Below are 13703 nucleotides of genomic sequence, written 5' to 3'. Positions count from 1 at the left end.
TTTTTCTAAAATATGGGGTATGTCAAGGTAATGTAATCCTTTCCTACAGTAACTTTGACTATTTTGAGCATATTCAATTCTTATAAAAAGGTCTATAGAATGAGTATAACTATTGAAGAACTGATCAAAGAGTACGAAGCAGGCACTAGAGACTTTAGTGGTCAGCAAGTTTTTTCCTCTAGTACGGTCTATAACGTTGATCTTTCTGGCATCAACCTACAAGGAGCGCAACTAACTGAAGTACGCTTTACCAATGTCAAGCTTGATCGCTCTAACTTACAGGGAGCCATTCTTTCTAAAGCGGAATTACAGAGTGTGTCTCTACGAGAAGCGGATTTGCGAGGAGCTAATTTTCTTGGGGCTAACCTACAGGATGTGAACTTCGCTGAAGCAGTGTACAATCACAAAACTCAATTTCCCTCTGGCTTTGATATCAGCTCTCAAGGCTTAGTGAATGATGATGCACTACCCACTGTCTTAGAGTTTGTGGAGAAGCTACCTGAATCTAGTCAGCCTCAAACTTTTGTTACTCAAAAAGTACAAAAAGATTCTAGGTCTCTTTTGATAATTTTTCTAGTGAGATTTTCCAAAGTTCTAATGGCAGTAATTCTCTCAATTTCAGTTAGTCACTGTGTTATTGTTATTCCACCGCCACCACCTTCTCCACCACCAACTTCTCCGCCGCCGCCCCCCGCACCACCGCTGCCACCACCTTCTCCACCACCACTGCCTATGCTCACCAAGGGAGAAGCAATGGTACTACTCAATCGCTATTTTCAAGCAAAACCGCAAATCTTTGGGCCAGACTATAACCTAAAACCTGCCTATGAACTGCTTACTGGGTCTTTGTTAAAGGATGTCGTATCAAACTCTGTTCCTTGGTTAAGGAATAATGATGCTTACTATACCTACCAAGACTATGACATTGAAGCTTTACAATTTTCTGCTGGAAATGGTGTTGCCACTTTGACTGTGAGAGTTTATGAAGTTTTAACGTTTCATTGGGCAGGGCGATCGCCAAAACGTGATTTGGTCAATGATCCATATATCTATACAATTATCTATGATGAAAATAGTCAATCTTGGAAAATTGCTGATGTGAGAAAAAATAGATGAAAAAGACAAACCAGCTGCTACTGACTCGAATCTTTAGCCTCATCCTGCTTCTTATTTTGTCGATCCTCTTGTTTGGCTGCATGGATAACCTCTTGAAGGAATTTGGATTGAACTCTTGGGTTAATTCAAGTTCGCAGGAAATCAGTTCACCTGCCCCTACCTCTTCGGCTATTGAGCCAAGTCAAAAGTACGGTCACTTAGCCTATGCAGAAGCACTACCCGCAGACTTAATCAAAATAGGCAGCTATGGACAGGGGGAGTATCAACGTTTTGAGTACCTGCACAAAGACGCAGCCGCCGCCTTGATGAAAATGATTAGTACAGCGCGGGATGAAGCGGGCATCTGGCTTGTACCTGTTTCAGGGTTTCGGGATCGCCAGAGGCAAACTTCACTTTGGCAAGAGCAAGTTGCACGCCAAGGATCTGAGGAATTGGCTGCTCGCTCCAGTGCTCCCCCCGGATATAGCGAACACCACACGGGCTATGCGATTGATTTGACCGATGGTGCAATGCACCCAGATAACGACATTAGCTCCGCATTTGCAAACTCCAAAGCCTATGCGTGGTTAAAAGACAATGCAAAACGTTTTGACTTTGAGTTGTCATTTCCTGAAAACAATACTCAAGGTGTGAAATATGAACCGTGGCACTGGAGATATGTGGGGACACCCGCTGCCCAACAGGTGTTTGCCCTAGCTCGCAAACGATCAGTTTCTGCCCAATAATTGAGAGTTGCCTTCATAGAAAAAAATTAGATATTTCCGTTTAAGGCTTATTTGTTCTCTGTCCGTGATGCAAAATGGGTAGACTAGGTACAGCCCTTTTTACAACGATGCCCCCTTCAAAACTGTGAAGAATGCTTATTTACTGCACCCGCCCCCAGTGTTCCCGCCCCTACAATGACCTGCCTGAACTAGATGGGGATGTCTCTGCTGGCAGCATCGGCCAAAAGTACTGTCCTAACTGCGGCATGCCCTTAATGTTGCGGGGGCGCTATGTTGCTCAACAAATCTTAGGGCAGGGGGGGTTTGGCATTACCTACCTCGCACGGGATTTAGATACCCCTGCCAAACGCCAGTGTGTGATCAAGCAACTGCAAGTAGAAACCTCTAACCCGGCTCTCTTGCAAAAAGCAGAAGATTTATTCAAGCGAGAAGCACGACTCCTAGAAAAACTAGGGGAGCATCCCCAAATTCCTACCTTATTTGCCTTTTTTCAAGAGCGGGTGAGCAGCACCACAGGAGAAGCCGAGCAAAACTATTTTTATCTAGTTCAGGAATTTATTGATGGCGATACGCTTGAGTCTGAACTAGCACAGCAAGGATACTTCAGTGAGGAAGAAGTTCGAATCATCTTGAAAGACCTCCTACCAGTTTTACAGTACATCCACGATCAAGGGGTCATTCATCGAGACATTAAGCCAGCAAACATCATTCGCCAGTCGGCCAAAAACAGTAGATTTCCAGGGCAGCGTCGCCTTTACCTGATTGATTTTGGTGCAGTCAAAGATGTTTCCCGGGTGACTGAAGTTGTAAAAGGGCATACAAGAATCTATACCGAGGATTATGCGGCACCAGAGCAACAAAGCGGCGAGCAGGTTTTTCCCAGTTCTGATTTGTATGCCCTAGCCGTGACCTGTGTTGTCTTGCTCACTGGCAAAGATCCTAGGGAACTATTTGATAACTATCATCACGCTTGGAACTGGCAAAAGCAGGTTCAAATTACACCAATTTTTCAGGATATTTTAGCAAAAATGTTGGCTCTTGACCCCAGAGATCGCTATCAATCTGCCAAGGAAGTCGAAGTCGCCCTAGCTGATCTACGAGTTGATGAACCGCCACCTCCACCATTAATTCCGTCAGTCAATTGGTTACTTGAGAAGTACAACAGTGGTTCATATACAGATTGGAGAGAACTACAGACCTATGTAACACCTGTTGGTTTAAGTCCCCACACCTATGAAGCAATTTTTATCGAGAATCGTTCTAATCCCAGTTATTGGGTGATCACAGATGTCAATCAGCAGTCTTGGCTAGTTCCCTCCCAAAAGGGAGAACTCAATTCTTACCTATTTCGGCAAACCTTACCCCAAAATCCTAGTGAAAAGTCAGGGCAACTTCTGAAACCCGCACGGGTTGAACGGCAAGATCAATACTGGAAGATGATTGAGGCAGGAAATGTTATCTATCAACCTCCGCCACGACCACCTAGACCTGATCCTCTTCAATTAGTTGTTATAGCATTTCTTTTTATAACATCTATAAGTATGTTTACAGCGATCGCTGTGATGTTACTTTCAAAAGGTTCCGGTTCTTCCAATCCACCACCGCCGCCACCTACTCCAGAACCGATCACCTCACCAACAAGTACACCAACGCTGACATCAACTGAAACGCCTACACTAGAGCCTTCGCCAACCAACGAAACAGACTCACCCACAAAACTATCGTGGAAACCTGCTTGTGGTTCTAGCCGCGTCCCTAAAGCCCGTTGGTGGCCAGTTCGAGGGCCAAGTGTTGCACTAAGTACTGTCAAACAGCGTTATTGTGGTGATGCCATTATTGTGGGTGGTCAAACCCAAGCCGCAAGTTTTCGCTCCAAGGAGGAAGCTGAAATTTTTGCAGACTTACTAAGTCGTGAGAGTGGGTATTCCTTCTACGTTGGTGAACCAAAATGGATAGATTAAGTAATAGAAGAAGCGAATCTAAACCTATATTGCAAAATGCTGGAAACTATCCTTTCCAAATGATTGTTCAACTTGTTTCTTTTGCAGGAGCAGCTTTAGTAATACTCATTTTATTAATCTTCATCAGCACTCTACTGGTTCAGTTGGATCGGTCTCAGTCTGCAAACCAACCAGCCGCACGACCGAGTTCAAGCACGATAACGAGTCAGACCAGTCAGACAAAGGCAGTGCAAAAGCAAACGCCGCTGACGCCTCAACCTTCTCCCGTCGTACCGCCATCAGGAACCCATCAACCGCTGCCGACGCCAAATGAATTTATCAACATTAACTACGACAATGCTGAAATCTATGCAGCCAAAATTCCTGCTAACTATGTAGCACTCACCTTTGATGATGGCCCGACACCGGAATACACGCTGCCCATCCTTGCGAAGTTACGCCAGTACGGTATGAAGGCAACCTTTTTTGTGATTGGCGGGCGTGTGGCTCAGCATTGTGAGATTTTGCAGCAGATCTATCGGGAAGGGCATGAAATTGGCAATCACACCTACGATCATCTGCTCTTGACCCAAGAATCCTCAGAGGCGCAGTGGGCACAGTTGGCGAAGAATCAGCAGCAAATCCATCAATGCTTGCAACAAATTGGTGTCAATTATTACCCGCGTTGGTTTCGTGCCCCCTATGGTGATCAAAATGCTCAGGTCTTAGCCCAGGTCAAGGCCTTGGAGATGAATTCTGCCCTTTGGTCATTGGATACCCACGATTGGCATATTGAGACGACGGCAACGATGATTGCCAACAGTGTGATTCAGGGGGGCGATCGCCAACTGGTGCTGATGCACGATGGCACTGAATTCAACCCAGCCATGCAGCAAAATCCCCAACTCAATCCCAGTCGGCAACGAACCGTAGAGGCACTGGAGCAGATTCTTGCCGATTACCGCGCCAAGGGCATTTCGAGTTTGACCCTGTCACAGGCTTTTCGTTAGAAGCCATAGTGTTCAATCGCTTCAAGAATCCCTTGGGCATAGTGACCTTGGGCAAAGTAAATATGGGGGCGATCGCGCAACTTTTCCAATTCAGGACTATGATTACCCACAACAACGGCAAGGGTATTCCCCGTCAGCATTTGCTCGTCATTACCAGAATCGCCAGCCACTAACAGTTTTTGCAGCGGATAGCCCCACTTGAGGGCAAGATAGCGCAGGGCATCGCCTTTTGAGGCACGGAGGGGCAAAATATCCAAGAATTGATTGTGGGAGAAAATTGGCCGACAATGGAGTTTCTGCTGCCGTAGCAGACGCAACACCGGTGTAATACTGGGGAGAACAGTGGTATCCACGTTGTAGCTAATTTTGTGGGAGCGTTGATTTTCTGGGGGTTGCAGTGTCAGGCCTGCCACATCGGCGAGGGTGTCTCTGACCCGTTGGGGTTCCCAGCGATAGCTAATGTGCTGCTGCCAACTGGTGTCGGGAACCAAGTGAGGGCCATAGTGAATTTCACTGCCCACGGACGTAATTAACACATCGGGAATCGGCACGCCCCATTCATGGAGAACCTCTAGGGTAATTTCGAGGTGACGCCCCGTTGCCACCCCAAAGCCTATTTCAGGACGGCGTTGCAGAAGGGCCAAGAGTCGCTCAAGGGCAGGGCGATCGCCAATCAAGGTATTGTCAATATCACTAATCAACAGGCGTTCGAGGGTGAGCAGGCGGTTCCGTGTCAGGGTCGTTGGCAGTTTATTACTCTGGTACTGGGCGGGTTGGCGTTGCACACTCAACACGGGCAAGACTGATTTTTCCGCGAGTTGATCAAGGGCATGCAGATACATCTCCACATGACTGCGCCAAGAGTAGTGGGCTTGTACCCCCTTAAGGCCATTGTCTGCCCAAGTCTGCCACTGGCTATCACTTTGAAAGGCTTGATGCAGGGCGCTGCGAATGGCTTCTAGATCAAGGGCATCAAAGAGCAACCCATTGCGACAGTGGCGGATAATCTCTTGGGGGCCGCCATCCGCCGTGGCCAAAATCGGTAATCCACAGGCAGCCGCTTCAATGAGCGTCAGGCCAAAGGGTTCAGTGAGGGCAGGATTGATAAAGACCCCCCGTTGCTGCGCCGCTAAACGGTAAAGATCGGGGACTTCATCGCTTGTGTGGGTTTTCGGATAGGCGACTTTGCCATAGAGGTCATAGCGATCGACCAGTAAAAAGAGTTCCGTCAATACTTGGCGAGGGCTGGCCTCCATCTTGCTAATATCGGTGCGATTGCCAAGCACTAAGACGAGATTCGCTCGCTCCTGCAAAAAGGGATCGGTGCCATAGACATTGAGCAACGCAGCCACATTCTTGCGCGGTACTGGTCGGGAGAGGCAAAAGATGAAGGGCTTTTCCGGTTCCACCAAAAAGCGACGCAATTCCTTGCGAAAAGGCAAATCCGCTGGCACAGGGGCTGGATAGAAACGGCTGGTATCTACCCCCGGTGGAATCACCGCCATCCGCGCCGGGTCGTATTGATCGTAGAGGCGATACTGCTCTTCGACCTCCTGATGAGTACTGGCAATAATCAGTGCCGCACTGGCAAGGGTTTGCTCCTCGGCTTCAATGCGAGTCGTAAAGTGAAACTGCTCCTCAATGGCATCGGGCTTACTGCCCTGGGCAAGGAGTCGCTGTCGCTTGACCCGGCCGAGGGAATGCCCAGTGTGAACAAGGGGAACCCCCAACCAACCGGCAACACGGCAGCCCACATAACCGGCATCGGCATAGTGACTGTGGATCACATCGGGCATGCGGCCACTTTGGCGGAGATGGCGCAACAGTTCATCGGCAAATACGTCTAAATAGGGCCAAAGCACTTCCTTGCGCAAATAGCGGCGAGGGCCACAGGCCAGACGGACAATGCGGGCGCGATCGCCAATTCGCTCAATGGGCTGGGCATAGTCAGGACTGACCTTGGCATCGGGAATCAGACGAGTGACCAAATCCACCTGCGCCACGCGGGGATGCGCTGCAAGGGTTTTTGCCAGTTCGACCACATAGCGCGTTTGTCCTCCCGTATCAGCATCGCGTCCCAGTTCAAGGCGATCGCCCCGAATCAAACCATGAATACTAATGAGGACAATGTATAATCCCTCTTGCATAGCCGCTCCCTTACTTGGTGCACTACAACCCAATTGGGGGTTATCCTCACCCTACTGAAAAACATGAGCATTGTCCAAAAACCCATGGCGGCAATCCCCCCAGCAATTCATCTCAGAGAGGTCTGCTTTGGCTGGTCTCCAGAGGTTTTAGTGCTGGATCGGGTGTCCCTAGAAATCCCGCGGGGGCAACTGTGGATGCTCCTCGGTCGCAATGGCAGTGGTAAGTCAACGCTGGTGCGTATTTTGGGGGGTCTCTTGCAGCCCCAAAGCGGTGAAGTCTATGTGGAGCAGCCCCTTGGCTTTGTCTTCCAGAACCCCGATCACCAACTGGTGATGCCCAGTGTCGGTGCGGATATTGCCTTTAGTCTCAATGGCGAGGCTCTCAACTATTGGCAGGTACGCGAGCGCGTCAGTGCTGCTCTGCAAGCAGTCAATTTACAGGGGCTAGAACGTCGTCCCATCTATGCCCTCAGTGGCGGCCAGAAACAGCGGGTGGCCATTGCCGGGGCGATCGCTCGCCATTGTCGGGTGCTGTTGCTCGATGAACCCACGGCACTCCTTGACCCCGATAGCCAGCGGGAACTCTTGGGCTACGTACGCCAACTGGTCAACAGCCAAGGGATCACCGCGCTGTGGGTCACCCATCGTCTCGATGAACTGGCGCAAGCAGATGGTGCCATTGTTCTGGATCGTGGCAAAGTGATTGGCCAAGGGGCACCCAGTGACATGATGCCTCTGCTGCACGCTTGAAAAGCCAACCGTTGGGATCTCTCAAACCGCTGGCAGTCCTCTTGGGCTGCTATGATCAAGGACTAGAGATATAGAATGCTTGCATACGAATTCACCTGTAGGATTGAATTATTGCATTAGGAGCGATCGCCATGACTGAAACGCCTCAAACCCCACCCCCCGAAGAACCCACAGCCAAAGCTGCCCGTCCCGCCCGTCGCAGCAATCCGCCCGGCAAAGAAAATAGCGGTCAAATGGTCTCCCTTGCCGAAAAAACCGCTCTTGCCCCCGCAGGCACAACCACAGCCAGTGATATTGTGGTGTGGCAAACCTTTAATAGTGCCGGCTTACGTCCCATTGAAGCCAGTCCCGTGCAAGTGGTGCACATGATCAAAGATGCCGGCGAGCGTCCTGTGCTCAGCAGTGGCCTGCAAATCTATGACAGCATTAACTCCGCCGGTATTCGCCCCATCGTAGCCACCAATTTCCGCGTGGTGGAAACCCTGAACATCATGGGGGTGCGCCCCGTGGCGGCGGATGACTTTGAAATTGTCGAAACAGTGAATTGGATGGGCATTCGTCCGATTACCACCAGTGGCCTGCACATTGCTGAAACCTATTATTCTGCTGGGGAACGCCCTGTGGCTTCCAATATTATTGATGATTCACCCGTCCTCATGGGCTATCTGGACTAGGGTCACAGTGTTGACCATTCAACCCTTTAGGTGGGGGAATGGCAGTCTGAATGGCCATTGATCCCTATCGGCACCTGCTGCGGCCACTTCTTTTTTCTGGGATGCAGGCGGATCCAGAATTTCTGCACCAGCAGTTTATCTCCCTCTGTGGGTGGCTCAATCAGGACCGTGCCCTGAGCACTTGGCTGCGACAGCAACTTCAGCAACGCTATGCCCTTTCAGATCCCCGTTTAGAACGGCAGGTGTGGGGACTGCGCTTTCCCAATCCCATTGGTTTGGCGGCAGGGTTTGATAAGAATGGCGTCGCCCGCAGTGTCTGGTCGGCCTTTGGCTTTGGCTTTGCGGAGTTGGGCACCGTCACTTGGCAGCCACAAGCGGGAAATCCGCGTCCGCGCCTCTTTCGCTTAACGGCCGATCGCGCAGCGATTAATCGCATGGGGTTTAATAATGCTGGCGCAGAGGCCATGGCCGCCCTTTTGGAGCGATCGCCCGCACCGACGATTCCCATCGGCATTAATCTGGGCAAGTCAAAAATCACCCCTTTGGAAGCTGCAAAAGAGGATTACTTAGCCAGTTTTCGCCGCCTGTATCCCTTTGGCGATTATTTCGTGATTAATGTGAGTTCGCCCAACACACCGGGGTTACGGGATCTGCAAGCCAAGGAACAGCTGGAACCCATTGTGGAGACGCTACAAACCGCCAATCACCCCCGCAAGCCCCTGCTCCTGAAAATTGCCCCCGATTTGAGTTGGGAGCAGATTGCCGCAATTCTTGATCTGATTCAAACCTATGAACTCGCCGGCATTGTGGCCACCAATACCACCGTGGCGCGGGAAGGGCTGAAAACCCAGATAATTCCTCAGACGGGGCGATCGCCGGCGGACGAGGCGGGAGGTCTCAGTGGTGCCCCTTTGCGCGATCGCGCCACTGCTGTGATTCGCTTTATCCACAACGAGACCCAAGGCACTTTGCCGATTATTGGGGTGGGGGGGATTTTCACGCCAGAGGATGTGATCGAAAAACTAGCGGCCGGTGCGACACTGGTGCAACTCTACACCGGTTGGATTTACCAAGGACCGAGCCTATTGCGGGAGTTGCTCCAAGGCCTCTTAGCCCACGCCGCCGATCCAGAGAAACCAGAGAAATAGCCTCTATGCCCTTGTCAAGGGGAGCATTCTGATTGTTAACTTTTCTATAGTATTGTCCCTATATTTTACGAAAGTATAAAAATATGACCGTTTCGCCCGAACAGATTGACCGCATTGTTTCCAACCAGCACCATGACCCCTTTGAAATTTTGGGCTGTCACCAGATCAGTGAGAATGGCCAATCCGTGTGGGCGGTACGCGCCTATTTACCCAATGCCGAACGGGTGAGTGTTCTCTGTCCAGAGCAGCGGCAAGAATATCCGATGACGCCGGTTCACCACCCGCACTTTTTCGAGTGCCACATTCCCGTGGCCGAACTCAATAACTACCAACTGAAAATCTACGAAAATGGCCACGAGCGCGTCATCTATGACCCCTACGCCTTCCGCTCCTCAAAGCTGACGGATTTTGATATTCATCTCTTTGCCGAGGGCAATCACCACCGCATCTATGAAAAACTCGGGGCACATCTGCTCACAGTCGATGGCGTTGCAGGGGTGTATTTTGCCGTCTGGGCACCCAATGCCCGCAATGTCTCTGTCATTGGCAACTTTAACCACTGGGATGGCCGCAAACACCAAATGGCACGACGCGGCAATGGCATCTGGGAACTCTTTATCCCCGGCTTGGGTGTGGGCGAGCACTATAAGTACGAAATTAAGAACCAAGACGGCCACATCTACGAAAAATCAGATCCCTACGGCTTCTACCAAGAACCGCGTCCCAAGACTGCTTCCATTGTCACCGACCTCAATAGCTACGAATGGGGCGATAACGACTGGCTGGAAAAACGGCGCCACACCGACCCCCTCACCCAACCGATTTCCGTCTTTGAGGTGCATTTAGGATCGTGGCTCCATGCCTCAATGGAAGACCCCCCCATTGGTGCTGATGGCCAACCCCAAGAACCCGTACAGGTGGCAGAACTCAAGCCCTGGGCACGCTTTCTCACCTATCGCGAATTGGCGGCCAAACTCATTCCCTACGTCAAGGAATTGGGCTACACCCACATTGAACTCTTGCCCGTTGCTGAGCATCCCTTCGATGGCTCTTGGGGCTATCAAGTCACTGGCTACTACGCCCCCACCTCTCGCTATGGCAGTCCCCAAGACTTTATGTATTTCGTGGATCAGTGCCACCAAAACGGTATTGGTGTGATTGTGGATTGGGTACCGGGGCACTTTCCGAAGGATGGCCACGGCCTCGCCTTCTTTGATGGCACCCACCTCTACGAACACGCGGATCCCCGCAAGGGCGAACACAAGGAATGGGGAACCCTTGTCTTTAACTATGGTCGCCACGAGGTGCGCAATTTTCTGGTGGCCAATGCCCTCTTTTGGTTTGACAAGTACCACATTGACGGTATTCGCGTGGATGCCGTGGCCTCGATGCTCTATCTAGACTATGCCCGCAAGGAGGGTGAGTGGGTACCCAATGAATACGGCGGACGGGAAAATTTAGAGGCGGCTAATTTTCTGCGCCAAGTCAACCACGTGATCTTTAGCTACTTTCCGGGAATTCTGTCGATCGCTGAGGAGTCAACGGCCTGGCCGATGGTCTCTTGGCCAACCTACATGGGGGGACTGGGCTTCAACCTGAAGTGGAATATGGGTTGGATGCACGATATTCTGGACTACTTCAGCATGGATCCGTGGTTCCGCCAGTTCCACCAAAACAATGTCACCTTTAGTATGTGGTATCACCACAGCGAGAACTTTATGCTGGCACTCTCCCACGATGAGGTGGTGCACGGCAAGAGTAACATCATTGGCAAAATGCCGGGCGATCGCTGGCAGAAATTTGCGAATCTGCGCTGTTTATTTGCCTACATGTTCACCCACCCCGGCAAGAAAACAATGTTCATGGGGATGGAGTTTGCCCAATGGAGCGAGTGGAATGTCTGGAGCGATTTAGAGTGGCACCTGCTGCAATACGAACCCCACCAGCAAACCAAACGCTTCTTTGAGGATCTCAATCGCCTCTACCGTTCCCAACCTGCCCTCTATACTCAAGATTTCAAACAGGAGGGCTTTGAGTGGATTGACTGTAGCGATAACCGCCATAGCGTTGTTTCCTTTATCCGCTGGGATAAGGACTACCAAGATTTTGTGGTTGTCGTCTGTAACTTTACACCGCAGCCCCATAGTCACTACCGCATTGGTGTCCCAGAGCATGGCTTTTATAGTGAACTGTTTAACAGTGATGCCCGCGAGTATGGCGGCAGCAATATGGGCAATTTGGGCGGTAAATGGGCGGATGAATGGCCTTACCACCACCGTCGCTATTCCCTTGATCTGTGCTTGCCCCCATTAGCTGTGCTGATCCTGAAACTGGATCGCGAGAAGACAGCGGCGGAGCGGGCACGCTATAACCTCAAGTCCTAAGTCTCGAGAATTCCCGCTTGGACTTGCCAAAGGCTGTAATAAACTCCCTGCTGAGCAAGGAGTGCTTCGTGGGTTCCCTGTTCGACAATTTCACCGCGCTCAAGGACATAGATGCAGTCGGCATGGCGAATGGTGGAGAGGCGGTGGGCAATGGCAATCGTCGTGCGATGTGCCGTAATGTGGGCTAGCGATCGCTGGATGGCGGCTTCCGTTTCGTTATCCACTGCTGAGGTGGCTTCATCGAGAACCAGAATCGGTGGGTCTTTAAGAATCGCGCGGGCGATCGCCAGCCGTTGCCGCTGACCGCCAGAGAGTTTTTGCCCCCGTTCCCCCACCACCGTGTCGTACCCTTGGGGCAGTTGCTCGATAAATTCATGGGCTTCGGCCAGTTTTGCCGCGTGGATGACGTCGGAAAGGGTTGCCCCCGGACTGCCATAGGCAATGTTTTCAAAGACAGTGCCGTGGAAGAGAAAGACATCTTGACTCACCCAACCAATGGCGCCGCGCAAATCCCGCAGCCGATACTCGCGAATATCCACACCATCAATGAGGATGCGCCCTTCTTGCGCCTCATAGAACCGCAGTAACAATTTCACAAGGGTACTTTTGCCGGATCCCGTGGAGCCGACAATGGCGATCGTCTGACCCGCAGGGACGTGTAAACTCACATTTTTCAGGACAGGAGCACGCCCAGCATAGGCAAAGCTGACGGATTCAAAGCGCACCTCCCCTTTGACATGGCGCGGATCAAGGGGGCGATCGCCCGTACAAATGGCGATCGGCGTTTCCAGCAAATTCAGCACCCGCTGCGTTGAGGCCATGGCTCGCTGATACTGATCCAGTGTTTCCCCCAAACGAGTCAAGGGCCAGAGCAAGCGTTGAATCAGATAAACCATCGTGCTGTAGGCGCCCACATCCAAGCGCCCCTGAAAAGCCGCAAAGCCCCCCAGCACCAACGTTCCCGTAAAGCCAAATAGGATCACAAAGCGAATCAGGGGAATATAGGCAGCACTCAGGCGAATGGCGCGGCGATTACTCTGTTGGTATGCTTCACTATCCCAGCGCAGGCGCTCCAATTCGTAGGCTTCGGCAGTAAAGCTCTTAATCGTTTGAATGCCCGTGATATTGTTGGCCAAGCGTTCATTGAGGAGTCCCGCCTTTTCCCGCACATCGGCATAACGAGGGGCGAGTCGCCGCTGAAAGATGACGGATCCCCAGAGAATAAAGGGCATCGGCAGCATTCCCCAGATCGCCACATTGGGCGCCAAATAAAAGAAAACCCCACCAATCACTAGGACGGTGGTTGTGACTTGCAACACCTCATTGGCACCGCCATCCAAAAAGCGCTCGAGTTGGTTAATGTCATCGTTGAGAATCGAGAGCAACACCCCACTGCTGCGCTCTTCAAAAAAGGCCAAATCCATCTCTTGGACATGGGCATAGGTCTCAAGGCGCAGGTCGTGTTGAATCTGCTGGGCTAAGTTCCGCCAACTGCGGGCATAGGCATACTCAAACAGCGACTCCAAGCTCCAGATCACAAACGATAGGCCGGCCAAGGCCAACAGTTGCTGCTCAAAGGTCACTAGACCCCAGCGGGCGAAGAGGGAATCCTGCCGCTTCACCACCAGATCCACCGCAATCCCAATCAGAACCGGGGGAGCGAGGTCAAAAATTTTATTGAGGACAGAGTAGAGGGAGGCAAACCCCACTTGGCGTTGGTAGCGTTGGCTGTGGTGCAGGAGTCGTAAAAACGGATGCAAGGCTTCTTGGCCTCCCCAAAGTGCAAGATGATCGCGGGCAAGCAAATCA

The 13703-nt window shown here is 51.3% G+C and carries 10 protein-coding genes and 1 pseudogene; 9 read left to right on the top strand and 2 right to left on the bottom strand.

The window, feature by feature from the left end; all coding sequences use genetic code 11:
* Positions 1-99 precede the first annotated feature (99 nt).
* The 5 genes and pseudogenes from KV190_RS13660 (at position 100) to KV190_RS13640 (ending at position 4791) form a co-directional block, all read left to right on the top strand.
* Entirely contained in the window at positions 100-1116 is a 1017-nt protein-coding gene (locus KV190_RS13660; protein WP_460193953.1) for a pentapeptide repeat-containing protein, read from the top strand.
* The gene (locus KV190_RS13655; protein WP_460193952.1) at positions 1113-1841 is read left to right on the top strand and encodes a M15 family metallopeptidase; all 729 of its coding nucleotides are present in this window, start codon (positions 1113-1115) and stop codon (positions 1839-1841) included. Before KV190_RS13660 ends, KV190_RS13655 begins: the two co-directional genes overlap by 4 nt.
* A 131-nt stretch (positions 1842-1972) precedes the next feature.
* Positions 1973-2059, top strand: a pseudogene (locus KV190_RS13650) (hypothetical protein); the annotation flags it as partial.
* 27 nt (positions 2060-2086) lie between these two features.
* On the top strand, positions 2087-3802 hold the full coding sequence (locus KV190_RS13645) for a protein kinase domain-containing protein (protein WP_460195303.1): 1716 nt from the start codon (positions 2087-2089) through the stop codon (positions 3800-3802).
* A gap of 227 nt (positions 3803-4029) precedes the next feature.
* A complete protein-coding gene (locus KV190_RS13640) occupies positions 4030-4791 on the top strand; it encodes a polysaccharide deacetylase family protein (RefSeq protein ID WP_460193951.1) in 762 nt (253 codons plus the stop codon).
* On the opposite strand, the gene KV190_RS13635 is transcribed toward KV190_RS13640, so the two are convergent.
* Positions 4788-6938, bottom strand: coding sequence for an HAD-IIB family hydrolase (locus tag KV190_RS13635; protein ID WP_460193950.1), 2151 nt, complete (start codon positions 6936-6938; stop codon positions 4788-4790). The two genes, KV190_RS13640 and KV190_RS13635, sit on opposite strands and share 4 nt — an antisense overlap.
* Positions 6939-7001: 63 nt before the next feature.
* Here KV190_RS13635 and KV190_RS13630 point away from each other — a divergent pair, with 63 nt between their 5' ends.
* The 4 genes from KV190_RS13630 (at position 7002) to glgB (ending at position 11894) form a co-directional block, all read left to right on the top strand.
* The gene (locus tag KV190_RS13630) at positions 7002-7688 is read left to right on the top strand and encodes an energy-coupling factor ABC transporter ATP-binding protein (protein WP_460195301.1); all 687 of its coding nucleotides are present in this window, start codon (positions 7002-7004) and stop codon (positions 7686-7688) included.
* Between the two features lie 131 nt (positions 7689-7819).
* Entirely contained in the window at positions 7820-8362 is a 543-nt protein-coding gene (locus KV190_RS13625) for a hypothetical protein (RefSeq protein ID WP_460193949.1), read from the top strand.
* Positions 8363-8412: 50 nt separating this feature from the next.
* Positions 8413-9510, top strand: a complete 1098-nt coding sequence (locus tag KV190_RS13620) for a quinone-dependent dihydroorotate dehydrogenase (RefSeq protein ID WP_460193946.1) — start codon at positions 8413-8415, stop codon at positions 9508-9510.
* An 83-nt stretch (positions 9511-9593) separates the two neighbouring features.
* Positions 9594-11894: a 1,4-alpha-glucan branching enzyme gene (gene glgB / locus KV190_RS13615; protein ID WP_460193944.1), complete on the top strand. Its 2301-nt coding sequence runs from the start codon at positions 9594-9596 to the stop codon at positions 11892-11894.
* Here glgB and KV190_RS13610 read toward each other — a convergent pair.
* Positions 11891-13654 carry an ABC transporter ATP-binding protein gene (locus KV190_RS13610; protein WP_460193942.1) on the bottom strand — a complete coding sequence of 588 codons (1764 nt, stop codon included), beginning with the start codon at positions 13652-13654 and terminating at the stop codon, positions 11891-11893. The two genes, glgB and KV190_RS13610, sit on opposite strands and share 4 nt — an antisense overlap.
* Positions 13655-13703 lie beyond the last annotated feature (49 nt).

The sequence above is a fragment of the Thermosynechococcus sp. FA-CM-4201 genome, from assembly GCF_054689355.1.
The sequence above is the reverse complement of the archived record's forward strand: the minus strand, read 5'-3'. Positions and strand labels throughout refer to the sequence as shown.